At 60.3% G+C, this 23,288-nt stretch carries 18 protein-coding genes; 11 read left to right on the plus strand and 7 right to left on the minus strand.

What is annotated here, in order from left to right; genetic code table 11:
- Window positions 1–7: 7 nt before the first annotated feature.
- From JMV15_RS01355 to JMV15_RS01370, 4 genes are all read right to left on the minus strand, one after another.
- Window positions 8–1,387, minus strand: a complete 1,380-nt coding sequence (locus JMV15_RS01355; RefSeq protein ID WP_014717109.1) for an ATP-binding protein — start codon at window positions 1,385–1,387, stop codon at window positions 8–10.
- Window positions 1,384–3,201, minus strand: a complete 1,818-nt coding sequence (locus tag JMV15_RS01360) for a DAHL domain-containing protein (RefSeq protein ID WP_060767101.1) — start codon at window positions 3,199–3,201, stop codon at window positions 1,384–1,386. The genes JMV15_RS01355 and JMV15_RS01360 overlap by 4 nt, the downstream gene beginning before the upstream one ends.
- Window positions 3,198–4,130: a cytochrome-c peroxidase gene (locus JMV15_RS01365; RefSeq protein ID WP_408003961.1), complete on the minus strand. Its 933-nt coding sequence runs from the start codon at window positions 4,128–4,130 to the stop codon at window positions 3,198–3,200. Before JMV15_RS01365 ends, JMV15_RS01360 begins: the two co-directional genes overlap by 4 nt.
- A 67-nt stretch (window positions 4,131–4,197) precedes the next feature.
- Complete coding sequence (locus JMV15_RS01370) at window positions 4,198–6,072, minus strand: putative bifunctional diguanylate cyclase/phosphodiesterase (protein WP_020301183.1); 1,875 nt, start codon at window positions 6,070–6,072, stop codon at window positions 4,198–4,200.
- A gap of 199 nt (window positions 6,073–6,271) precedes the next feature.
- Between JMV15_RS01370 and JMV15_RS01375 the strand changes: the two genes are divergently transcribed.
- Genes JMV15_RS01375 through JMV15_RS01385 form a run of 3 tightly spaced genes read left to right on the plus strand, consistent with a single transcriptional unit; the run spans window position 6,272 to window position 8,498 of the window.
- Complete coding sequence (locus tag JMV15_RS01375; RefSeq protein WP_014717113.1) at window positions 6,272–7,585, plus strand: HD domain-containing phosphohydrolase; 1,314 nt, start codon at window positions 6,272–6,274, stop codon at window positions 7,583–7,585.
- Window positions 7,582–7,995: an NUDIX hydrolase gene (locus JMV15_RS01380; protein ID WP_103451499.1), complete on the plus strand. Its 414-nt coding sequence runs from the start codon at window positions 7,582–7,584 to the stop codon at window positions 7,993–7,995. Before JMV15_RS01375 ends, JMV15_RS01380 begins: the two co-directional genes overlap by 4 nt.
- On the plus strand, window positions 7,992–8,498 hold the full coding sequence (locus JMV15_RS01385; protein ID WP_014717115.1) for a GNAT family N-acetyltransferase: 507 nt from the start codon (window positions 7,992–7,994) through the stop codon (window positions 8,496–8,498). The genes JMV15_RS01380 and JMV15_RS01385 overlap by 4 nt, the downstream gene beginning before the upstream one ends.
- A gap of 244 nt (window positions 8,499–8,742) precedes the next feature.
- Here JMV15_RS01385 and metR read toward each other — a convergent pair whose 3' ends face one another.
- Window positions 8,743–9,660: a transcriptional regulator MetR gene (gene metR / locus JMV15_RS01390; protein WP_014717116.1), complete on the minus strand. Its 918-nt coding sequence runs from the start codon at window positions 9,658–9,660 to the stop codon at window positions 8,743–8,745.
- 77 nt (window positions 9,661–9,737) lie between these two features.
- Window positions 9,738–15,308: a dermonecrotic toxin domain-containing protein gene (locus JMV15_RS01395; RefSeq protein ID WP_235991926.1), complete on the minus strand. Its 5,571-nt coding sequence runs from the start codon at window positions 15,306–15,308 to the stop codon at window positions 9,738–9,740.
- 190 nt (window positions 15,309–15,498) lie between these two features.
- Here JMV15_RS01395 and JMV15_RS01400 point away from each other — a divergent pair, with 190 nt between their 5' ends.
- From JMV15_RS01400 to JMV15_RS01420, 5 genes are all read left to right on the plus strand, one after another.
- Window positions 15,499–16,518: an alpha/beta fold hydrolase gene (locus tag JMV15_RS01400; protein WP_019817689.1), complete on the plus strand. Its 1,020-nt coding sequence runs from the start codon at window positions 15,499–15,501 to the stop codon at window positions 16,516–16,518.
- A 58-nt stretch (window positions 16,519–16,576) separates the two neighbouring features.
- The gene (locus tag JMV15_RS01405) at window positions 16,577–17,230 is read left to right on the plus strand and encodes a DsbA family oxidoreductase (RefSeq protein WP_014717119.1); all 654 of its coding nucleotides are present in this window, start codon (window positions 16,577–16,579) and stop codon (window positions 17,228–17,230) included.
- 227 nt (window positions 17,231–17,457) lie between these two features.
- On the plus strand, window positions 17,458–18,378 hold the full coding sequence (locus tag JMV15_RS01410; protein WP_032872911.1) for an arginase family protein: 921 nt from the start codon (window positions 17,458–17,460) through the stop codon (window positions 18,376–18,378).
- Window positions 18,375–18,755, plus strand: coding sequence for a DMT family transporter (locus JMV15_RS01415; protein ID WP_014717121.1), 381 nt, complete (start codon window positions 18,375–18,377; stop codon window positions 18,753–18,755). The genes JMV15_RS01410 and JMV15_RS01415 overlap by 4 nt, the downstream gene beginning before the upstream one ends.
- Window positions 18,752–19,156: an EamA family transporter gene (locus JMV15_RS01420; RefSeq protein ID WP_014717122.1), complete on the plus strand. Its 405-nt coding sequence runs from the start codon at window positions 18,752–18,754 to the stop codon at window positions 19,154–19,156. Before JMV15_RS01415 ends, JMV15_RS01420 begins: the two co-directional genes overlap by 4 nt.
- Before the next feature lie 134 nt (window positions 19,157–19,290).
- On the opposite strand, the gene JMV15_RS01425 is transcribed toward JMV15_RS01420, so the two are convergent.
- Window positions 19,291–20,061 (minus strand): MipA/OmpV family protein, encoded by a 771-nt coding sequence (locus JMV15_RS01425; protein WP_020301179.1) that lies wholly within the window; start codon window positions 20,059–20,061, stop codon window positions 19,291–19,293.
- A gap of 241 nt (window positions 20,062–20,302) precedes the next feature.
- Here JMV15_RS01425 and JMV15_RS01430 point away from each other — a divergent pair, with 241 nt between their 5' ends.
- From JMV15_RS01430 to JMV15_RS01440, 3 genes are read left to right on the plus strand one after another with little or no spacing between them, the layout of a single operon-like run.
- A complete protein-coding gene (locus JMV15_RS01430; RefSeq protein ID WP_020301178.1) occupies window positions 20,303–21,007 on the plus strand; it encodes an MtnX-like HAD-IB family phosphatase in 705 nt (234 codons plus the stop codon).
- Window positions 21,000–22,394 carry an aspartate aminotransferase family protein gene (locus tag JMV15_RS01435; RefSeq protein WP_003188936.1) on the plus strand — a complete coding sequence of 465 codons (1,395 nt, stop codon included), beginning with the start codon at window positions 21,000–21,002 and terminating at the stop codon, window positions 22,392–22,394. Before JMV15_RS01430 ends, JMV15_RS01435 begins: the two co-directional genes overlap by 8 nt.
- A complete protein-coding gene (locus JMV15_RS01440; RefSeq protein WP_014717125.1) occupies window positions 22,391–23,284 on the plus strand; it encodes an alpha/beta hydrolase in 894 nt (297 codons plus the stop codon). The genes JMV15_RS01435 and JMV15_RS01440 overlap by 4 nt, the downstream gene beginning before the upstream one ends.
- Window positions 23,285–23,288 lie beyond the last annotated feature (4 nt).

The following is a 23,288-nucleotide window of genomic DNA, read 5'->3' on the forward strand; positions in this document are numbered from 1 at the left end:
GCGTGCCCTACGCCGCCGTCTGCCGAATCGGCAGTACTACCCGAAACTTCGTACCCTTGCCTACCTCACTGCTGACGCTGATATCGCCACGGTGTTTCTTGACGATCCCGTAGGACAACGACAACCCCAACCCCGTCCCTTCGCCCACCGGCTTGGTGGTGAAGAACGGGTCGAAAATCTTCTGCACGGTGTCGGGGGCAATCCCACAGCCGTTGTCTGCGACTTCCAGCCACACGTTTTCGCCTTCCACTCCGTTGCTGATGGTAATGGTGCCGCGCTCAGGGCCCATGGCTTGTGCGGCGTTGATCACCAGGTTCATCACCACCTGGTTGAGTTGGGAGGCCAGGCATTCGATTTCCGGCAGCGGCGTGTAGTGCTTGACCACATCGGCCTTGTACTTGAGTTCGCTGGCGACGATGTTCAGCGTCGAATCGATGCCTTGCTGCAGGTTGGCGAATTGCCAGGTCTGGTCGTTATCCACCCGTGAGAAGTTCTTCAGGTCCTTGACGATTTGCACCACACGGCCGATGCCGTCCTTGGATTCGCGGATCAGGATCGGAATGTCGTCCTTGAGAAAATCCAGGTCCAGCTCGTTGCGCAATGCCGTGAGCGGTTCGCGATGTTCTGGCGCCCCGATGTGCGCTTCGCTGCGCTGGTAGGCATCGAGCATCTGTTGCAGCTGCTTGAAGTAGCTGTCGAGGGTGCTGAGGTTGGAGGAAATAAAGCCCACCGGGTTGTTGATCTCATGGGCGACACCGGCCGCGAGTTGCCCCAGTGAGGCGAGTTTTTCCGACTGCACCAGTTGGCTTTCCAGGAGCTTGCGCTCTTCAATTTCCAGTTGCAGCGCTTGGGTGCGTTCTTCCACCAACCGCTCCAACTGCGAGGTTTGCAGGGAAGCGCGGCGCGCCATGTCCCATTTGTTGGCCAGGGTGTTGGCCATTTGCTGGACTTCAATGTTGTCGAACGGCTTTTTCAGGATCAGCAGGCGGTCGTGGGCGTGCAGGCGAAACAACAGGTCATCCCAGGAATAGTCCGAGTAGGCGGTGCACACCACCACTTGCAGGTCGGGGGCGACTTTCCACAGTTCTTCAATGGTCTTGGCGCCGTCCCAACCCTGTGGCATCCGCATGTCAACGAAGGCCAACGCATAGGGGCGCTCTTGCGCCATGGCGCTGGTCAGCAAGCCCAGGCCTTCTTCGCCGCCATAAGCGCCGTGCAGTTCGAATGCCTGGGCTTGAGGTTTGGCCGCGTCGCCAAACAGTGCCGACTCCATCTCATCCAGCGCTTCGGTTGAGGCTTCGTCGGGCATCAGGATCTTGCGAAAATCCTCATGGATGGACGGTGTGTCATCGATCAGCAGGATGCGCCGGTTGGGAGGTTGGTTCATGAGCTGCTTCCGGCAAGGGTCAGGGGGATGGTCAAGGTGAAGACGGCGCCAAGGCCCGGCCCGTCGCTGTGGGCGCTGAGCTGGCCGTTCATTTCCACTGCGGCCAGGGCGCAGCTGTGCAGGCCGAAGCCGTGGCCTTCCTTGCGGGTGGTAAAACCGTGGGTGAAGATGCGTGCCATGTTCTCGGGCGGTATGCCTTCGCCATCGTCCTTCACACTGATCTTCAGGGTCTCATCGCCTACCGATTCCACCGCCAGGGTGATTTGCCGTGGCCGCTCAGACAGTTTGTCCATGGCGTATTTGGCATTGCTGATCAGGTTGACCATGATCAGCAGTAACCGGTGCTTGTCCGCCAATATCTCCGGCACCGGGGCGTACGCCTTCACAACAGTGACATGGTGACGGCTCAGCGCGCCGGCGTTCATGCGCAGGGCGTCATCCATCAAGGCGCTGATATTGACCGGCTCCAGCAAGGTAGACGCACCCGCATAGGATTGCTGGGTCGAGACGATGTCCTTGATGTGGTCCACGCTTTTGCTCAACTGCGCCAGCTCATCGCTCATGCCTTGCTGTTCGGTGGCAATCGCTTCGACCAACTGGTTCAGATAGCCCGGCAGCAACTTGCCCTTTTCATCCTCGGTAAGGAAGGTACCCAGGTCGCCTTGGTGAGCGTTGATCAGTTGCATGGCCTTGCCCAGGCCGAGCGCCTTGCTGCTGCGCAACTTGCGGCTGACCAGGTCGGCGGAGATGTTCACACTGTTGAGCACGTTACCGACGTTGTGCAGCACGTTGGTGGCGATCTCCGCCATGCCGGCCTGGCGGGCGCTGTCCATCAGCTCGCTCTGGGCATCCTTGAGCTGTTGCGTGCGCCGCTCCACCCGTTGCTCCAGGGTTTCGTTGGCGGCCTGCAACGCGCGGTTGACGCGGTTGATCTCGGCGAAGCTGCGCAGCAGGCGCACCGCCAGATAAAGCAGTAACACCACCAGCAAGGTCGAGAAGATCAGCAGGTAGCGATGGTACTGATGATCGATGAGGTCAGTGGCCTGCTGGTCCTGATTGAGGTGAGTGGTCAGGTCATCGAGGTGTTCGGCCACCGGTACGGCGGCAATCCGCTCGAGCAGGCTGTTGACCAGTGGCTGTTCGCGCAGGATCAGCGAAATATGATTGCTGAGAATCTCCACCGGTGCCTGGAACTCGCTGGGCAGGCTCTGTTGGTTGATGGCCAGCTTGCCCAGGCCCACCAGGATATCGGCGGCACGTTCGTCGCTGGTGACTTGGGCGAACTCCAGGCTGCTGAGCAGCAGGTCGTAAGTGTCGGTGGCCACGCTTTGCAGTTGCAGGCGGCCTTCGTCGGTCATGCTGTTGAATTGGGCCTGGATGTCGTCTTCGGCCGTCGGCAAAAAAGCCAATGAGTTACGCAGCACTGCGTTGTGGGATTTGAACTGGTCGACGAGCCGGGCTTTTTCCTCGATGGCCGTCAGGTACGCCGCATGGCTGGCTTGCCAACCGGGCAGGTCGGCAGCGCTGTGGTAGGTGTCGCGGCTCTCCAGTTCAGCGCCGATGCGGGTCATTTCGGTCAGCGGTGTGACCAGTGGGTCGTAGTTGTGGGTGATCGCGATGCGGGCCTTGAGTACTTCGCTGTCCCACTGGGCATTGAGCTGCTGGAGTTGGCGGATCAAGTCGCGCGACTGGGTATAAGTGGCTGTCTGGTCGCGTGAAGACTTGAGGTACAAAAACACCAGGGTGGAGGCCAGGAGCAGGGTGATGAGGCCTAGCAGGATCTGACTGGTGCGTCGGCGTGACAAGGGTCTCATAACGGCTTGCCCGCCCATTCACCGGTCAGGGTCTTGAGAAACTGGATAATCAGGTCCTTGTCTTCCTGGGACGGGTTGCGCCCCAACTGGTACTTGAACATTACGTCAACCGCCTCTTCAAGGGTCTTGGCCGAGGCGTCGTGGAAGTACGGCGCCGTGACGGCCACATTGCGCAGGCTGGGCACCTTGAACACATGGCGGTCCTCTTCATCCTGGGTCAGCAGGTAGCGCCCCAGGTCTGATTCCAGCGGGTTGCCGCGGGCCTTGAAGTAGTCGCCCATCACGCCGAACTTCTGGAACATATTGCCGCCAATGTTCACGCCCTGGTGACAGGCGATGCAGCCGTAATCCTTGAAGCGTTGGTAGCCGTATTTTTCCTGGCGGGTCAGGATATCGGTGTTGCCCAGCACGTATTGGTCAAACCGCGAGTTGGGTGTCAGCAGCGTGCGCTCGTAGGTGGCCAGGGCATTTTGCACATTGGAAGCGGTGACGCCATCGGGATAGGCCTGTTCGAACGCGTTCTGGTAGGCGGGCAGGGCAGACAGGTTGCGCACCACGGTTTTCCAGTCGCTGCCCATTTCCACCGGGCTGATCACCACCTGCTCGACCTGGGCCTCCAGCGTGTCCACCCGACCGTTCCAGAACTGTTTGAAGTTCAGGCTGGCGTTGAACACGGACGGGGTGTTGATCTGCACCGGTTTGCCGTCAAAGCCAATGGAGAATGGCTTGTTGTCGGCGCCGCCGCTGGTCAGTTGGTGACAGCTCGCGCAGGACAAGGTGTTGTTGACCGACAAACGCGGCTCGTTGAACAGTTGGCGACCCAATTCAACCTTGGCAGGGTCCAGTATTGGAACCGCCGGCAAGGGCTTGAGTGCTTCGTCCAGCGGCGCGGCTGACAGCGATGCGGTGCCCAGGCATAACGCGAACATCAGGCCGGAACGGTGGTTTACGACATTGCTCAAGCGAGCACTCCTTGCAGGCCCAGGGCTAATGATTTTATTGATCCGGCATCAGTGTCGCGCTATCCGTTTGCAGCAACTGCACGAAATCTTTCGAAGGCAGCGCCTTGCTGAACAGAAAACCCTGGCCCTCCTCACACTGCTGGGCTTTGAGGAAATTCAGTTGGTCGACGGTTTCCACGCCTTCGGCAATGATGTTCAGTTCCAGGCTCTTGCCCATGCCGATGATAGCGCTGATCAGTTGTTCGTCCTGGCTATTGATGCGCAGGCCGCGCACGAAGGATTGATCGATCTTCAGCACGTCGATGGGAAAGCGCCGCAGGTAGCTGAGGCTGGAGTAGCCAGTGCCGAAATCGTCCAGGGCCAGGCGGATGCCCATGGCCTTGATCTTTTGCAGGGTTTCCACGGTTTCGTCGACGTTCTGCATCAGCACGCTTTCGGTGATTTCCAGTTCCAGTTGGGTGGGCGGCAGGCCGGTGTCCTTGAGGATGGCGGCCAGGTTGTCGACGAAGTCCCGTTGGCGAAAGTCGATCGCCGAGATGTTCACCGACATGCGCAGGGGCGCCAGGCCCATCTCGCGCCAGGCTTGGGCCTGTGTACAGGCTTGGCGCAGTACCCACTGAGTCAGGCGTACGATCAGGCCGCTGTCTTCGGCGACCGGAATGAACTCCGCCGGGCTGACCCAACCCGACTGCGGTCGAAACCAGCGTGTCAGCGCTTCCGCACCGACGATGCGCCCGGTCTCCAGCGCCAGCTTGGGCTGGTAATGCAGCACAAACTCATCGCGGTCCAGCGCCTGGCGGATCGCGCTTTCCAGGTTTTGCTGGTGCTGGGCGCGCAGGTTCATGTCTTCGGTGTAAAAGCTGAGATCCCCCGGGCCGCGTTCTTTGCTGGTGCGCATCGCGGTTTCAGCGTGCTTGAGCAAACCCACGGCATTGTCGCTGTCATCGGGGTAAATACTGATGCCCAGGCTGGCGCTCACACTCAGGTCATGCCCCGCGACATGGCGAGTCGCGCTGACGGCATTGAGTACCTTTTGCGCAATGTGCTGGGTTTGCTGGGGGTGCTGGATATCGTTAAGCAGCACCACGAACTCATCGGAGCCATAACGAAACACCGAATCCGACGCCCGCACCGCCGCCACCAGGCTCAGGCTCACCTGCGCCAGCACCTCGTCGCCTGCCGGATAGCCTAGGGCGTTGTTGATGCGCTTGAAGCGGTCGAGCCCCAGAAACATCACCGCCAGTTGCGTGTCGTGCCTGCGGGCCAAGGCGATCGCCTGGGTCAGGCGGTCGCCCAGCAACGTGCTGTTGGGCAACTCCGTCAGGGCGTCGTATTGCAATAAGTGCGAGACCTTGAGCAGCTCCTGCACGCGTTCCTCGATGGTGCGCTCCAGGCTGATCACCTTGAGGGCCGCGTCCTGGGCCAGTTGCCATTTCCAGGTCAGGGCGCTGGCCATCTGGCGGATTTCCAGGTGGTCGAAGGGCTTTTTCAGGATCAGCAGTTGGTCGTTGTACTTCAGGCGCGCTTCGATGGCCTCGAAGGAATAGTCGGAATAGGCCGTGCAGAGCGCGATTTGCAGGTTGGGGTCCACCTCCCACAACTGTTCGATGGTGTGCAGGCCGTCCCAGCCAGGGGGCATGCGCATGTCGATAAACACCATGGCGTAGGGCGAGTGGGCGTCCAGGGCTTTCTTGACCAGCGCCAAGGCTTCCTGGCCCTGATAGGCCGAGTCCAGGTCAAACGCCTGGCGCACCGGCACCGTGGTGCCGAACAGGGCGGACTCCAGAGTGTCGAGGGAGGGCTCGCCGTACTCGTCGGCACAAAGGATCTTGCGGAAATCCTGGTGGATCGAAGCCGTGTCATCCACGATCAGGATGCGCCGGTTGGCCCGGCCCGATTCCGTCCTCATGGCGCACTCGGCACGTGCAAAAGGCTTGATGGCATGACAATTCCTTCCCTGGTTCTACAACTGAACGGGGCGCGAGCATGCAGTGCAGCATAGTTGAGTTCCCTTGATATCGACGGCCAGTTGGCGTCAAATCAATCGCGCTTTGTATTGCGCGGATTCAATTTAGCCTAACTTCGTTTAATTTGAAGGCAGAGTCGCCATGGATGAACAACTCGCTACGAAGTCCGTTGTTTTGCTGGTCGACGATGAAGAGTCGATCCTTAACAGCCTGCGCCGCCTGCTGCGCGGCCAGCCCTATGACGTGGTATTGGCCACCAGCGGCGCCCAGGCGCTGGAGATCATGGCGACCCGGCCTATCGATCTGGTGATGAGCGATGCGCGCATGCCCGGCATGGACGGCGCCACGCTGCTGGCCGAGGTCCACCGCCTGTATCCCGCCACCAGCCGCATCCTGCTCACCGGCTACGCCGACCTGACCACCATCATCAAGGCGATCAACGACGGGCAGATCCACCGCTACATCAGCAAACCCTGGAACGACGAGGAGTTGCAACTGGTGTTGCAGCAAACCCTCGAGCACCAACGGCTTGAACGCCTGGCCCGAGACCAGACCGAACAGCTCAAGCTGCTCAACGCCACCCTGGAAAAACGTGTGGCGGCGCGTACCGCCGAGTTGCAACAAACCGCCGACATGCTCGACCTGGCCTACGACGAGCTCAAGCGCAGCTACGTGACCGGCACCGAAGTCTTCTCGCTGCTGGCCAACCTGCGCTTGCCCAAGGACAAACAGACCAACCGTGCGTTGATCGAGTTGATCCGCGTGTATTGCGCCGCCCAGTCCATGGACGAATCCAGCACCCGTGACCTGACCATGGCCGCCGCGTTGTACAACATCGGCAAGTTGAGCTGGACCGACAGCATGATGGTTGCACCGTCGGACAAACTGCATAGCACCGACCGCGGTTTGTACCGTGAGTATCCGGGGCAGAGCGAGTCGTTGCTGATGACCCTGGAGCCGATGAAGGACGCGGCGCGGATCATTCGTCATCACCAGGAACGTTGGGACGGCACGGGGTTTCCCGACCACCTCAAGGGCGATACCATCCCGCCCGGTTCACGGCTGCTGAAGCTGGCGGTGGACTTTATCGAATTGCAGAAAGGCCTGATCCTGGAGCGACACCTCAACAGCGACGAAGCGCTGTTGTATATCCGCAAGTACGCCGGGCGCCTGTATGACCCGGCGTTGGTGGAAGATTTTGTGCAAGCCTGCGCCACCTTCCTCAGCGACGTGACCCTGGGCGACCCTACGGTCAAAGTCCTCACCACCCGTGAGCTTGAGGCCGGTATGGTGTTGGCCCGTAACCTCAACGCCGATAACGGCATGCTGTTGCTCAATGCCGGCAAAGTGCTGAACTTGCCGCTGGTGGACAAATTGATCGCGTTCGAAGCGATGGAAGGCGCCAAGTACAGCGTATTTATCAAACAGCCCGAAGAGACCTCGATTCTTTCATGAATGATTCAACCATCCGCATCGCCGCCGCCATCCTCATTGATCAAGCCGGCCAGACCCTGCTGGTGCGCAAGCGCGGCACCCAGGCGTTCATGCAACCTGGCGGCAAGATCGACACAGGCGAACAACCCGTCCAGGCGCTGGCCCGTGAGCTGTATGAAGAGCTGAACCTGCACATCAAGGTAGAGGACGCCACGTACCTGGGCCAATTCTCGGCGCCTGCCGCCAACGAACCGGGCTTCACCGTGCAGGCCGAGCTGTTCCAGGTGCAGATCGACGTTGCGGTGATGCCAGCGGCGGAAATTGAAGAAATCCGCTGGATCGACCCCTCGGGCGATGGCGGCCTGCAATTGGCGCCGCTGACCCGCGATACGATCCTGCCGCTCTACCGCGCGTCGCTGATCGACGCATGATCATTCGCGCGCTGGAGGCTAAAGACGCGCCTGCTTACCGGGCGTTGATGCTACAGGCGTATGGCGCTTATCCCCAGGCGTTCACCTCCAGCGTGGCCGAGCGTGCTCTGATGCCCCTGAACTGGTGGGAAAAACGCCTCGACAGCCCGCTGGACCGTCTGTTTGGCGCCTTCGACGGCGATCAGTTGGCGGGTATTGTCGGCCTTGCGTTCGAGCCACGGGAAAAGGCCCGGCACAAAGTGACCTTGTTCGGCATGTACGTGACCGAGGCTTATCAACAGCAGGGGCTGGGGCGGCAACTGGTGCAAGCGGCACTGGAAGAGGCCCGCCGCCACCCGCGCCTGAAGCTGATCCAACTGACGGTCACCGCCGGCAATGACGCCGCCTTTGCGCTCTACCAGCGCTGCGGTTTCATTCAGTACGGCCTGGAGCCACTGGCGGTGCGGGTAGGTGTCGAATACTTCGACAAGATCCACATGTGGCGTGAATTGCACGTTGACTGAAATTCACTGTGGGAGCTGGCTTGCCTGCATCGCTGGCAAGCCCTGATCCCGGTCAGTTAAGCGAACGCAATACTCAAAGCAACGAAGATCAAAATGTGGGAGCGGGCTTGCTCGCGAAAGCGCGATACCAGTCACTGGATACGTTGACTGACCCACCGCATTCGCGAGCAAGCCCGCTCCCACAGGGGGGGCTGCGTTTAACTGACCGGCATTACTCACACAAGGCCACACACTTGAAGCCCGTTCAACGCGCCGCGCTGACGCCATCCAAGGTGGAAAATGAGGTGTCCTTGGCCGTCAGCAAAAAGTCGCGCATGTAAGGCGCATCGAGCATGTCGGCACGAATGCCCGCATACAAGGTGGCGAACAAACCCTTCTCACCCAAACGCTTGGCCTTCACATACCCGCGCGAGCTGTATTCATGCAGCGCCCAGTGGGGCATGCCGCACACCCCACGGCCGCTGGCCACCAGTTGCATCATCATCACCGTCAGCTCCGAAGTCCGTACCTGGGCCGGTTCAACGTCGGCCGGTTCCAGGAAGCGGGTGAAGATGTCCAGGCGGTCACGTTCCACCGGGTAGGTGATCAGGGTTTCTGTCAGCAGGTCTTCCGGCACGATGTAGGACTTGTTCGCCAACGCGTGCTGGTTGGCCACCGCCAGCATGGCTTCGTAAGTGAACAGCGGCACGTAGGTGATGCCCGGCAGTTCCAGCGGGTCGGAGGTCACCACCAGGTCCAGGTCGCCACGGGCCAGGGCCGGCAGCGGCGCGAAGGCAAAGCCCGAGGCCAGGTCCAGCTCGACTTCCGGCCAGGCATCGCGGAACTGGTCGATGGTCGGCATCAGCCACTGGAAACAACTGTGGCATTCGATCGCCATGTGCAAACGCCCGGCGGTGCCCCCTGCCAGCCGCGCAATATCGCGCTCGGCGCCGCGCAGCAAGGGCAGGGTGGCGTCGGCCAATTGCAGCAGGCGCAGGCCGGCACTGGTGAAGCGCACAGGCTTGGTCTTGCGCGCGAACAACTGCATGCCCAGGCGCTCTTCCAGCTCCTTGAACTGATGGGACAGGGCGGACTGGGTCAGGTGCAGGCGTTCGGCGGCCTCGACCAGGCTGTCAGCTTCGCGCAAGGCGTGAAGCGTCTTGAGGTGGCGAATTTCGAGCATGGCGGCCTTCATGAGTGCAATTTGCGTTCAATGATAATGCATTGAGCTTTGTTCATGTTGGCCGCAGCGTAACGGCGTCAACCCAATGGCAGGAAGTGGGTTTCGGCGATCGACTTGTCGATGTTGCCGCGCCAGATCCTGGTGTCGGCAAAGGCAGCGCCAGCACCCTCTTTGGCGGCTTGCCATTTCATCCCGAGATATTGCTGATGTTGCAGCTTTAAATGTGCTTTGCGAAAACTGTCGAATGCCGAGTTCGGCGCATCGTAATGAAAATGGGCGTACCAGATCGGTTTGTCGGTTTTCGCCTGCTTGCTCGCCTCGTATATTTCATATTCTTGCAGGTAGTCGTCTTGTCCATCGGGACGCTTTTCGCGCATTTTTTGCCGTGTGCCTTTCTTGCGGATTACCACGCGACCTTTGCCCATCAGGTAATCCAGGTAGCCCTCGGTAGGCGTACTGCTTTGCAGGCTGCGCGTGATACGCAACGCTTCACCGGACTTTTCAAGCGCACTGGCTCGAGTGTTCAGTTGTTCGATGATCGGGTTGTTTGCATCCAGGCTCTGCACTTTGCTGGCGCGGGCACGCAGATCGTTGGCCTCGGTCACCAGCATATGTTCAAGATTGATCGGTTCCATGGTTTTGTAGCTTCGCACCTTATTTTCAAAGGCATCCGCCGCCGCCAAGCGTGCACGGGCGTTCGCGAGCAAGGCGTTTACGTCGGTGGGGAGCTTCGGTGGGGCGGCAACCGTTCGGCTTTGGTTGGTGTTCAAGCGAAAGGTGTTGCTGTCGCCAATCTTGTCCCACACTTCAACAGTCGCCCCATCCGCATCGTTGATGATCAATTGCCTCGGCGACTGCTGGCCGGCCGGCTTCTCGATACCAATCAATAACTGACCCTCTTCAGTTTCAAACACCGTTTGGGTGGTGTTCGATGTTGACTGGGAAGCGGGCTTTTTTATCGTGCGCTGGGCTTTTCGTATCAGGCGGGCAAGATCCTTCTGCAGCAGCGCCAGAAAGCTTTGGTCGAAATGGCTGGGCGATTTTTCGTTCCAGGTTATCAAGTCAAGCGACAAGTCTTCATAGACCTTGATGCAGTTTTGCAGGACCCGGTTGCGTTCGACACGGCTGATGTTGGCATCGGGCAACGTCATGTGGCTGGTGACGGCACGATCGAACTTGCTTCTGGCTCGATGCACTGCGGCCTCCAGAAACAGCCAGTCAATGCTCAAGGTGTCTGGCCGCAGGCTGAGCGCTTGCATGAGATTGCTGCTTCTCGTGCTCGCCATGCGCAGGTCGGTAAACCTGTTTTTCCAGGCATCCAAGTAGGTGGAGACCTCCGTGCGCGTGTGCCTGACGGTGATGCGTTTGACCCACGTGCTCATGTCTTTCATCGAGGCCTCTATCCGGTTCAGCTCATCGAGCAAGTCAAGGCGACACTGTCTGATTTCCTGGGTCAGTGCTTGAAGAGCCCCTGGTGTGTGAGATGAGCGGTTCAGTTGGTGGTTGATCTCGATGATTCGATCGATAAGCACACCGGCCCGGTCTTTTGCATTCTGGATCAGGTGGTTCAGGCGGTCCGCTACGATGTGGGCTGTCCGGTTCAGTTCCTCGGAATAGTCGAGGTCGCGAATATGCACTTGACGCTGTTTAGCCGTTTCGAACGATGCATACAGGTGCTTGGCATCGTCGACGTCTCTGGTCAGCGCGATATCCAGGATTTTGCTGTCCGTTAATTTTTGTGGTGATACGTCTGACGGGGCCGGATAGTCACTGGCAAATTTCTTTAGCTTGCTGGTGGTCTCGCTGACCTGACCGTAACAGGCACGGGCCTGGTTTTGCAGGGATTGGCCGAGTTCGAGGCGCTGCATATTGACCTCAAGCGCGTCTGCAGGCAGTTGCCGAGCGACGGTTGCTGGCACGTTGGCCCGCGCCCGCGATGCGTCACGTCCTGTGCGCCTGCTGCCGCCGCCATAACCCGTGAGGTGGCCGCCATGCAGTGCCGAGTAAGTGTCCCACTGCAACGCGTGGTCCAGGGCAACGGCCGGTGAGTAATACTTGCCCTTGGCGACCAGACGCATCTCGTGAGCCGTTGGATCAAACTTGACGTTGTAATAGCGCCCCTCACTGAGGATGAAATGCTCGCCAGAGGTGTGGCGCAGGGTATGGCGATAAGGCCCGGTATGTACCGGTTGCAGGCTGTCGATACTGAAGATATGCGGGTGTTCGTAACCGGCAAAACGCTGGCGTGCGGTTGTGCGCTGGTGTGTTTTGACAGAGCGCCAAAAGTTTGGGCGTCGCGGATGCTTGAGCTGGTGGGCGGCGCTCAATCGCCGGGCCGAACTGCCGCGTGAGCCGGGCACGGCCGCCAGCGCCAGGGTATCCATCGCCGCGTATACCAGGCACTCGAACACCGAGGCTAATTGTTCGATGCCATGCCCGCTGTCACCGCGCCTGAAGGCAGCTACGGCTTGGTACAGGCTGGTGGTGGCGTCTGCCAGGGACACTGCAGTGCCGATGAAGGGTACGAACGACAGAGCGATTTTAATGCCGTTGAACACCTTGCCGCTTTTGAGAGAATATTTTTCGTGGGCCAGGTCATCATTGGATCGCGCATCATTACGATGCGCTTCCAGCAAACGGCCCATCTGAGCATTCAACTGATGGGCGGCCAACGAAGTGGTGACTGGCCAGGGGAGTCCGGCCTGTATCATCGCGTCGTAGCCTTTACCGGTGGCATGGTCGATACGACCCAGGTGTGCTCGCACATCACCCTTGATTGCGCGACCCGCCACGTATAGCGCCATGCTGTCGAGACGGCAGAGTTCGAACAGGGCAATGCGCGCCTGCTCAAGATTGGCATAACGGCGCAGGTAGCGTTCGTCAGGCGCGTCCGGAAGGTAAAGCAAGGTGCTGCCCGAGTTTTGTTCCTCGATGAATGTGATGCCCGACAGGGTAATCTGGCTCTCCTGCCGGGTGTCCGCACCACCAACACTCAGATGAGCCGGCAGCAGACGGATGCGCTTCGCGCTGGCGTGCCAGGCGGCCTGGGTATCGGCGTCGATGGCAGTGTTCAACACCTGTACTTCGTCGGCGCTGATGTGGTTCTGCATGTGCGCCAATATGCCCTGCGTTTTGAGCATCAGGCGCAAAGGCTCCACCAGGCATTCGCGGCGGTAGAGTTTTTGATGGATGGATTCGCCCTGGGCGCCCTTGAACGCGTCGAGGATGCGGACTTCGTACTGTTTAGCCAGGTCAAGGCCGGTAACTAGATTCTTCAGGTAGCTTTTTGTGATGCCAGCCTTGAGGGTGTCACGCTCCTCGACATCGTCGGCTGTCACCTGGACAGTCACGAACCCCAGGCGCTGGCTCAGTTCGGCGTCGATGTTGCGTAGCGCCAGGTCGTCCAACGTCATCTGGCTGCGCCTGGCACTGGGTACATCAATGATTTTGACCGGAGTACCCGGTGCGGCGCCGGCAATGATGTCGCGTTTATGCTCCACCGAGTCAGGCAGTTCCAGTTGAAGAGTAAAGCCTTTGCGGATGGAAAAATCCTTGCGTATACGCGCATCGAGCTTGTGCCTGACGAACGCGTCACGCGGTGGCAGGGAGCGCTCCAGCAGCGTCTGGGCATTGTTCAGCGCCGGTATATAGGCGCGTAGCAGGGCCTTGAATGCCTCGCGTTTTTCAACGGGTTGAGTGATCAGCCATGACGGCAGTCGTTCGGCCAGCAGCCGCGCATTATGTTGTTCGACAAGTAGCAGAAACGCCGCCTCACGCGCCGAGTTTTCGGGCGCCAACAAGCCAGGCAGCGTTTGCTCCACCCGTTGCTCCAGTTCACCGACGCGCTGTGACGCGTGTTCATCGGCTGACCACGTCTGGCGCACGCGGGCGGCCTGTTCTTCAAAGGCGGCCTGTTGACTGCTCAAGCTGTAGTCGAATGGGTCCTGGGTCAGTGTCGTGAATTGCAGCGCCAGTTGTTGATCCTCGGGCTGAATGCCAAATATCCCATCCTCCAGTGCCTGGCGCGACGAGAAACGCTGCAAACCACCGTCCCTGCCGGGCCAGTAAATGATATGCACGCCTTCACGTGTCCCGGCCGTGGATTCGTCCTGGGGTGGAAGGAAAACCAGTGGCCCGTTGAGTTCGGTGCGGGAAGGCGTTGGATTCCCGGCCTGAGTGACCGACAAGGTCAATGCGACGACATCCGGCGAGGGTGCGGCCAGGGCGTTTTCGATCAGTTGCAGTTCGTCCTCACTTAGTTGATCGAGGGTTCTCTGGATACGCGCTTCGGTCTTGACCCCCTGCAAACGTGCCTGGTACAGCGCGGTGTAGTGGGTGTTGAGCGTGTCGAAATCCAGGGGCGCTCGGTTGAGCATGGCCCGCGCCGCCGCTTCGGCAGCGTGTTGTAGCGCCTTGAGTGCGTCCAGTTGTTGCTTGAATGACTGCCAGCGCTCACTCGTTGGTGTGTCGTTGCCCAACAGGTTTTCCAGGGCGCGCCGTTGGTGCTCGATCAAAGCTTTGCGTTGGCGGGTATCGACACCGTTATGCAGCCGGCCGAATTGGGGAACGGGTGGGGTGCTAGTGGTGCCGACGGCCGATTCCGGGTGTTCAGGCTCCGAGGCAAACAGACAGCGGGTTTTACGCATGTCATCAAGCCGGTCGACGTGCTGGAGGGCCAAGTAAGCGTTGTGGATCTGTACGTTCGCAAGCGGGCTCAGCGCGTCCTGATATTGCGCCTCGGGCAATTGCTTCAGCCAAAGGGTGATGCCCGTTTCCAGCGGGTTGTGGCTGGCCTTATAGTCGATCCTTGCCAAAGGATCGACCTCGGTGATGCCGAACAGCGCTGGCTGTCGGTCGAGCAGCCAGCGTTCCAGGTCTTCGCGTCTGCTCAATACCTTCCATGTCGGAACCTGAGTGGGCAGGTACAGCAGTTGACTGGCCGGCGTTTCCGTATCGAGGCTCAATACCCAGGCACCAGGCAGGGCGATGGCTGGGGCGTCGTGGGGCTTGAGAAATAGGTGTTCGGTGTAGCGGCGAGGTGTCTGCGCTGTAGCAGACTGCGAATGGAGCAGTGAAAACACGGGATCGAGGACTTCGGCATGCACCTTCCCCGAGGCGAGTGACCGCTCAGCGCTGGCTTCAATGTGAATCCGGTACAGCTCCAGCACCCGCTTGTAGCAAGTTACCGGCGAGCGGGGCGCTCGCTCTGTACGCCAGTAGCGCAGCCAGTGGTCATCCAGGCTTTGTTCCAGGTCCAGGCCCTTGAGCTCGTCGAGCAGCATCGCCGCGGTGTAGCGCGACAACGCGTGGGACTGCGGCAGGTTGAGCACACGTGCGTCCGGCACCTGCGCTGTATCAAGGGCCGGATGCTGTTGCATATAGAGGCAGGCATCTGTCAGGACAATGCGGCTGCGCCCACGTCGCTCGGTGGCGGGAAACTCCAGTGCCACGCGCTCGCCGTCCAATTGAAGCTGCGCTTGGAGCATCCGATTGATGGTGTCGCGCACCGTCGGGATACCCTCCATTAGCACGAGCAGCTCGGCGCGGCAGTTCTGCAAGCGTTGCGTGGCATCGGCGAGCAGGTGTTCGTCGATGGCCGGTTGCATCAGTGGGTGTGTCGCAGGAGGTAGGGCAATGGAAGAAGGCATGGGGCGGATTCGCTCTATCTAAAAGGCCAAAGCCCTATTAGAGATCGACATGCCAAGTGGGCTGCGGCACATAGCTATCGACATGACCGCTGGGCACTCTTCATCAAACTGTCATCGAACTGTGGCAGCGCGCTTGAACAAACTTCATCAGACTCGCGCTCTACTGGGGTTCTGCGTTTTGGTGTTTTTCATGCGTGCGTTGTTTTTAGTGGCCGCTCTCCTGTTCGGCCTGCCGTCTTTTGCGGCTTCTCGGTGTGATGTCAATGTCCCGACCCAAACGGTCGACCTGGCTCAGGTGAGCATCGCCTATCAAAGTATCGGCCGTGCGTCCGACCCTGCGTTGCTGCTGGTGATGGGGCTGGGCGGGCAGTTGATTCACTGGCCGGATGAAGTGGTGGTGGCCCTGTGCGAACAAGGCTTTCGGGTGATTCGCTACGACAACCGCGACGTCGGCCTGTCCACCTGGCGGCAGGCGCCGGCGAGCGCCAACCTGACCTTCGAAGTGCTGCGCTACAAGCTCGGTTTGCCGGTGGCGGCACCCTATACGTTGACCGACATGGCCGACGACGCGCTGGGCTTGATGGATGCATTGCAGGTGCAGCAATTTCATGTCCTTGGCGCAAGCATGGGCGGCATGATCGCTCAACACCTGGCGGCCATGGCGCCACAGCGTGTGGAAAGCCTGACCCTGATCATGACCAGCTCCGGCGCCGAGGGCCTGCCCGCACCGAACGCAGCCCTGGTGCAATTGCTGTCGCGGCGCAGCGCGCCCAATCGTGAGGTGGCGCTGGAGCAACAGGCAGACTTGCTCGCGGCGTTGGGCAGCCCGGATATCAAGGACGATCGCCAGGCGTTGCTGCACCAGGCGGCGCTGTCCTATGACCGCGCCTTCAACCCCGAAGGCGTGAAGCGCCAGATCATGGCGATCCTGGCCGAGCCGAGCCGTGTGCCCTTGCTCAACCAGCTGCGGGTGCCGACCCTGGTCGTACACGGCACCGCCGACCCGTTGTTGCCGGTAATGCACGGCGTGCATCTGGCCGCGCATATCCAGGGCAGCCAGTTGAAATTGATTCCCGGCCTGGCCCACCGTTTTCAGGAAGCGTTCAAGGCGCCCTTGCTGGCGGCGGTGTTGCCCTACCTGCAAGCCCATCGCCAGGATGCCGCGCACTGGGCGCAGATCGATTTGAGCGAGCCTTCGAAGGTGCTGTGAAGGTGGTGTATCGTGCAACCTTTATGTATGCGCATGACTGCCCGCGAGGTTGCCCACCATGAGTACCCCCCTGAAAATCGATTTCGTCAGCGACGTATCCTGCCCCTGGTGCATCATCGGCCTGCGCGGCCTGACCGAAGCCCTCGACCAGCTCGGCAGCGAAGTGCAGGCCGAGATTCATTTCCAGCCGTTCGAACTGAACCCGAACATGCCCGCCATCGGGCAGAACATCGTCGAGCACATCACCGAAAAGTACGGCTCCACGGCGCAAGAGTCCCAGGCTAATCGTGCGCGTATCCGCGACATGGGCGCCGCATTGGGCTTTGCGTTCCGCACCGACGGCCAGAGCCGTATCTACAACACCTTCGACGCGCACCGCCTGTTGCATTGGGCCGGGTTGGAAGGTTTGCAATACAACCTCAAGGAAGCGCTGTTCAAGGCGTATTTCAGCGATGGCCAGGACCCTTCCGACCACGCGACCCTGGCGATCATCGCCGAGAGCGTAGGGCTGGACATTGCGCGCGCCGCCGAGATTCTTGCCAGCGATGAATACGCCGCCGAAGTCCGCGAGCAGGAACAGCTGTGGGTTTCTCGTGGGGTGAGTTCGGTGCCGACCATTGTCTTCAATGACCAATATGCGGTGAGCGGTGGGCAACCGGCGGAAGCCTTCGTCGGCGCGATTCGCCAGATTATCAACGAATCGAAATCCTGAGGCCGAGCACGGAGCAAAATGTGGGAGCTGGCTTGCCTGCGATAGCGGACTGTCAGTTGCAAATGGGCTGGCTGACACACCGTTATCGCCGGCAAGCCAGCTCCCACACGTGATACTCATTGTTTGCAAACATGGCGCTCATCCGAGCGCTGGCCCATCCCTTGCATTACACCCCTAAAGCCCAACCGGCCTGCGGTTGGGCGCTGCCATTAGGGGTGAAACTTACCTTGAACATTCTAGACCTTGACCACAGCCTCACCGGCCAGGCACCGATTGCCCGGCGGTTGGCCAGCGGTCGGGCCACGCGCCTGGACCTGCTGGACCTGGGCCCGAAATTGCGTTTGTGGTCCACCGAAAAAACCTGGAAGCGTTTCGTCGAGCGCCTGGCCCAACGGCCACGGCCCCGTGACGCGCGCCCGGAAATCCTGTTTGTCGGTTCCGGCGATTATCACCACCTTACGCCGGCGTTTTTGGCCGATCTCAAAGAGCCCGTCAGCCTGATTCACTTTGACAACCACCCCGACTGGGTGCGCTTTGCGCCCAAGCGGCACTGCGGTTCGTGGGTCAACCGGGCGCTGAAGATGCCGGCGATCCAACGCATCGTCACCCTCGGCCCGTGCAGCGATGACCTGCATAACCCGCAACTGCGCGGCGGCAACCTTGGCGCCCTCAAGCGCGGGCGTTTGCAGTTGTTTCCCTGGCAGCATCCGCCGTCCAAGGTCTGGGGCCGGGTGGGGGACGGCGCCGGCCACCAGCAACAGGAAAACCACCTGCATTGGCGCAACCTGGCGGACCTGGATTGGGCAGCCTTCCTCGACCAGATGATTGCCAGCCTGCCCACCGAGGCGATCTGGATCACCATCGACAAAGATGTGCTGGCCAGTGAAGACGCCGCCACCAACTGGGACCAGGGCGGCATGCGCCTGACCCATTTGCTCCAGGCCCTGCGGGCGTTGGCGGCGGGTAAACGCATCATTGGCATCGACATCTGCGGTGAGTTCGCCACACCGGCGTTCAGCAACGCGTTCAAGCGCTGGGAAGCCAAGTCCGACCAGCCGCCACCGGAGCGCTGGAGCCCGCAAGACTTGCAGCGCAATGCTGCAACCAATGAAGCCTTGATCGACCTGTTTGAGGAGCTGTTCCCGTGACCCTGACCGTGGTGTTGTTACTGGCGTTTTCCATCGTCCTCGATGTGATTGGCCAGCTGTGTTTCAAGTTGGGCGTGGACCGTTTGCCCCAACTCGATGGCGGTTTTCGCCTGCGTGCGTTCTGGGGCCAGGTGTTCAATGCGCCGCTGCTGTGGGCCGGCGTCGGCGCCTATGTGATTGAGTTTTTTGTGTGGCTCGAAGCGCTGTCCCGTGCGCCCTTGAGTCTGCTGTTTCCGCTGGCGGCGTTGGCCTATTGCCTGGTGGTGTTGGCGGGCAGGGTGGTGCTCAAGGAAACCGTCAGCGGACGTCGCTGGCTGGGCACATTGGTGATCACTTTGGGTGTGATGTTGGTAGCAATCGCGGGGAACCAGGCATGACAACGCAAACAATCAATACCGGCTGGCTGCATGGGCGGCTTGGCACCCTGGTGCTGTGGGCACTGCTGATCGCCACCGAAAGCGCCGGGCAGTTGTTCACCAAGGTGGCCGGCGATCAATTGGGGCCGATGGACTTCAGTTGGCAATGGCTGGCGGACGTGGCGCGCAACCCGGGGATTCTGGCGGCGATTGCCAGCTATCTGGGTGCGTTTTTTGTGTGGATGCTGATCCTGCGGCGTAGCAGTTTGTCCCTGGCGTTTCCGCTGAGTTCGCTGGTGTTTGTGGCCGTATTGCTGGGATCTTGGCTGGGGCTGGGCGAGCACATCAGCGTGCTGCATTGGGTGGGCGTGGTGGTGATTATCGGTGGTATCGCGCTGTTGGCTGAAGGCGAAGAACACTGAAGTTAGTGCTATGAAACACAGGCTCAATGTGGGAGCGGGCTTGCTCGCTAATGCGGTGGGTCAGTTAAGTAGCGGGTGACGGACACACTGCTTTCGCGAGCAAGCCCGCTCCCACAATTTTGCTCCCGTGTAATTCAGTCGAAGGTGTAGCTGATCGCCGTCTGCACCTGGCCCTGATTCACATGGCCAGCCTCCTTGACGATGCTGCTCTTGGCCGCCGACCCCACCAGGTGTACCCAGCTGGCGCTGGTCAGCAGCGACCAATGGGGCGCCAGGGGGAAGGCGAAGCTTTGGCTCAGCGTCACATTCTGGAAGCCCCCGCTCGCGTTATAGGGCCGCAAGCCTGAAGCGACGGCTTCGTTGTTGTCCACGCCGAAGAAGGTATTGGTCTGGCGCGCATCGGCAAAATGCGCAACCAGGCTATTGCTGCCGATAATCCCGCCACCCACGGGGTAACCCAGTTCGCCGCCGATTTTACCCAGGGCGCCGCTCTGGGAATGCCCGCCGCCCACGGCCTGGCCCAATTGCGCATAGACCCGCCAGAAATTGGCCGGGGCGTATTGGACGAAGCCGCCCACCTCGGCCATGTCCGACACGTTGCGCAGGCCCTGCAATTCGCCGTTGGAAGTACGCCCCGGAAGGTAGTTGATATAGGGGCCAGCGGTCAGGCCGTGGGTATCCAGGGCGCTCCAGGTGAGGCCGTCATCGGTACTCAGGCTGACGTCGCCCCAATCCAGGTCCAGGTAAGGCACAGGCCGGGTTTCGTAGCGGCTGGCGCTGGGGTCGTGGGGCTGATAGCTGAGGCCCGCGCCCACGTCGCCCGTGATGCCTTCTGCCCACGCGGCACTGCAAAGGCCCCACCCTCCAAGTAAACCGGTGAATACAGCAGCAGCGAGCTTGGACATGGAGACGTTTCCTGAAGGTGGGCAGGCGCGCATGAACGCGCAAACCGACGCGCCTGCGCAAGCACTCATGTTGTTTGTAGCAAGCTACAAAAATTGTAGCTCCTGCGACATATATCGCTGCGCATTTCGCGCTCACCCCCAGCCCTGCGGGGTTTTGGCCAGTTGGCACAGTCCCTGCTCTATCCCTTGGCAAGCGCAGACAGCGCGCTCCTCCAAGGCCCTTTACCTAAAGGAAAGGCAGATGATCAACTGGCATATCGTGTGTGACTTCGACGGGACCATTACTCCCACGGATGTCATCGACAACGTCCTCCAACGCTTCGCCGGCCCCGAGTGGGAAACCATTGAGCAGGAATGGCTGGATGGGCATATCGGTTCACGCGAATGCCTGAGCCGCCAACTGGCGCTGATCAAGGCCACCCCGGCTGAACTGCTGGCGTACTTTGACAGCGTCGAGATCGACCCGGACTTCCCGGATTTTGTCGATCACGTCATGGGCCTGGGTGCTTCCATCGAAGTGGTCAGCGATGGCATCGAGCAGGGCATTGCCCGCATCCTTTCGCGCAACTACGTGACCTTGTTGCCGATCCTCGCCAACCGCCTGCGCCAGGTCGACCAGGACAGCTGGCGCATCGACTTCCCGTATGCCAGCGATGCCTGTCGCGCCGCTGCCGGCAACTGCAAGTGCAAATCCACGCCGCGCAACAAGCGCGTGCTGGTGATCGGCGACGGCAAGTCCGACATGTGCGTGGCCTCCACCGCCGACTTCGTGTTCGCCAAGGGCAGCCTCGCCGACTACTGCGTCGCCCACCAGATTCCTCATGCGCGCTTCGACAGCTTTGCGCAAGTGCCGGCGTTGCTGGCCAAGCTGCCACAAGGCCTCGCCGCCAACGCCACCACCTTCAACACCTCTTCTGACAATCAGGAACTCTTCCATCATGTCTGATATCCGTATCGCTACCGCTGAAGACCAGGTGCTTCTGGATAAAGAAGCCAAGTATTGCTCCTACGGCGACACCGTTCACTACATCGAGCCGCCGCGTATTTTCAGCCGCTGCGAAGGCTCCTATGTGTGGGACACCGAAGACCAGGCCTACCTCGACCTGCAGATGTGGTACTCGGCCGTCAACTTCGGCTATGCCAACCCGCGCCTGAACAACGCGCTGAAAAAGCAGATCGACACCCTGCCGCAAATCGCCAGCCAGTACCTGCACAAAGGCAAGATCGAGCTGTCGGAAATGATCGCGGTCGATGCCAAGAACAAGTTCGGCCTCGACGGCCGTGTGCACTTCAACGTCGGCGGTTCGCAGTCCATCGAAGATTCCCTGAAGGTGGTGCGCAACGCCAGCAACGGCAAAAGCTTGATGTTCGCCTTCGAAGGCGGCTACCACGGGCGCACCCTCGGCGCCTCGTCGATCACCTCTAGCTTCCGCTATCGTCGTCGCTACGGCCACTTTGGCGAACGCGCCAATTTTATCCCATTCCCTTACCACTTCCGTGGCCCTAAGGGCATGACCAAGGAAGAGTACGGCAGCCATTGCGTGCAGCAGTTCGCCCGCTTGTTCGAGACCGAATACAACGGCGTGTGGGACCCTAAGACCAACCAGTGCGAATACGCAGCTTTCTATGTCGAGCCGATCCAGGGCACCGGCGGCTACGTGATCCCGCCGATGAATTTCTACCGCGAGCTCAAGCACGTCCTGGACCAGCACGGCATCCTGATGGTGTCCGACGAAATCCAGATGGGCTTCTATCGCACCGGCAAACTCTGGTCGATCGAGCACTTCGATGTACAGCCGGACGTGATCGTGTTCGGCAAGGCGTTGACCAATGGTCTCAACCCATTGGGCGGTATCTGGGCCCGTGAAGAGTTGATCAACCCGAAGGTGTTCCCGCCAGGTTCGACTCACTCCACCTTCGCCTCCAACCCGTTGGGTACCGCGGTGGGCCTGGAAATGTTCAAGATGACCAGCGAAGTCGACTACGGCGCCATGGTCATGGCCAAGGGCAAATACTTCCTGGAAGGCCTGCAAGACTTGCAAAAACGCTTCCCCATCATCGGCGATGTGGACGGCCTGGGCCTGGCGCTGCGCTGCGAAATCTGCGGCCCGGATGGCTTCACCCCGGACAAGGCGACCCTGGACTACATGGTCGAAGAAGGCATGAAAGGCGACATGCTGGTAGACGGCCAGAAGCTCGGGTTGATCCTCGATGTGGGCGGTTACTACAAGAACGTGATCACCCTGGCGCCGTCCCTGGAAATCAGCTACCCGGAAATCGACCTGGGCCTGAAGTTGCTGGAGCAACTGCTGGTGCGAGCGACCACGCGGTGAATGCTCAAGGGATCGACCTCGGTGAAGGCACTGCCGGTTTCGTTCTCGGTGATGGTCCGGTCGGGATCCTGTTGATCCACGGCCTGACCGGCACACCGACCGAGTTGCGCCAGGTCGCCAAGGGCCTGGCCAAGGCGGGCAACTGCACGGTGTATGTGCCCACGCTGGCCGGGCACTGCGGCGACAACAGCGACTTGCAGGCCACCGGCTGGCAGGACTGGTACGAAGGCGTGCGCAAGACCTTCGTACAGGTCAAGCAACGCCACGGGCAGGTGTTTGTCGGTGGCTTGTCCATGGGCGCGGTGATGTCGATGTATGTGGCGTCCGAACACCCAGGGCAAGTCGCCGGGTTGCTGATGTATTCCACCACCTTGAAGTACGACGGCTGGAGCATCAACAAACTGGCGTTTCTCACGCCCTTGCTGATGAAGATTCCGTTCGGCGTGCACATTTGCAGCTTCGAAGAGAAGCCGCCCTATGGCATTAAGAACGAGCGCCTGCGGGCCATCGTCGAGCGGCAGATGAAGGAAGGCGAGAGCAGCGAGGCGGGGTTGCTGACCATGGAAGGCATCACCGTGCGCGAGCTGCACCGCATGAACGCGGTGGTCAAGAAACGCATGCCCCAGATCAAGGTGCCGGCGCTGGTGCTGCATTCCATCGAGGACGACATCACCAGCCGCTGGAACGCCGATTACGTGGAGCGCCACCTCGGCGGGCCGGTGACCAAGATCCTGCTGGACAACTGCTACCACATGATCACGGTCGATTTGCAGTACCGCCGGGTGATCGAGTTGAGTGCCAGGTTTGTCGAGCAGCACGCAGTTCTAAAATCAACGCAGGCCCCTGTGGGAGCTGGCTTGCCTGCGATGGCATCACTGAGGTCTGCCTGACGTA

It is taken from the genome of Pseudomonas paracarnis (genome assembly GCF_904063055.1).
Classification (GTDB): Bacteria; Pseudomonadota; Gammaproteobacteria; order Pseudomonadales; family Pseudomonadaceae; genus Aquipseudomonas; species Aquipseudomonas paracarnis.

Bases quoted from the DNA above. Each gene is read 5' to 3' on its own strand.
- JMV15_RS01355 (WP_014717109.1), bottom strand. From the start codon at position 1,387: ATGAACCAACCTCCCAACCGGCGCATCCTGCTGATCGATGACACACCG.
- JMV15_RS01360 (WP_060767101.1), bottom strand. From the start codon at position 3,201: ATGAGACCCTTGTCACGCCGACGCACCAGTCAGATCCTGCTAGGCCTC.
- JMV15_RS01365 (WP_408003961.1), bottom strand. From the start codon at position 4,130: ATGTTCGCGTTATGCCTGGGCACCGCATCGCTGTCAGCCGCGCCGCTG.
- JMV15_RS01370 (WP_020301183.1), bottom strand. From the start codon at position 6,072: ATGAGGACGGAATCGGGCCGGGCCAACCGGCGCATCCTGATCGTGGAT.
- JMV15_RS01375 (WP_014717113.1), top strand. From the start codon at position 6,272: ATGGATGAACAACTCGCTACGAAGTCCGTTGTTTTGCTGGTCGACGAT.
- JMV15_RS01380 (WP_103451499.1), top strand. From the start codon at position 7,582: ATGAATGATTCAACCATCCGCATCGCCGCCGCCATCCTCATTGATCAA.
- JMV15_RS01385 (WP_014717115.1), top strand. From the start codon at position 7,992: ATGATCATTCGCGCGCTGGAGGCTAAAGACGCGCCTGCTTACCGGGCG.
- metR (WP_014717116.1), bottom strand. From the start codon at position 9,660: ATGCTCGAAATTCGCCACCTCAAGACGCTTCACGCCTTGCGCGAAGCT.
- JMV15_RS01395 (WP_235991926.1), bottom strand. From the start codon at position 15,308: ATGCCTTCTTCCATTGCCCTACCTCCTGCGACACACCCACTGATGCAA.
- JMV15_RS01400 (WP_019817689.1), top strand. From the start codon at position 15,499: ATGCGTGCGTTGTTTTTAGTGGCCGCTCTCCTGTTCGGCCTGCCGTCT.
- JMV15_RS01405 (WP_014717119.1), top strand. From the start codon at position 16,577: ATGAGTACCCCCCTGAAAATCGATTTCGTCAGCGACGTATCCTGCCCC.
- JMV15_RS01420 (WP_014717122.1), top strand. From the start codon at position 18,752: ATGACAACGCAAACAATCAATACCGGCTGGCTGCATGGGCGGCTTGGC.
- JMV15_RS01425 (WP_020301179.1), bottom strand. From the start codon at position 20,061: ATGTCCAAGCTCGCTGCTGCTGTATTCACCGGTTTACTTGGAGGGTGG.
- JMV15_RS01430 (WP_020301178.1), top strand. From the start codon at position 20,303: ATGATCAACTGGCATATCGTGTGTGACTTCGACGGGACCATTACTCCC.
- JMV15_RS01435 (WP_003188936.1), top strand. From the start codon at position 21,000: ATGTCTGATATCCGTATCGCTACCGCTGAAGACCAGGTGCTTCTGGAT.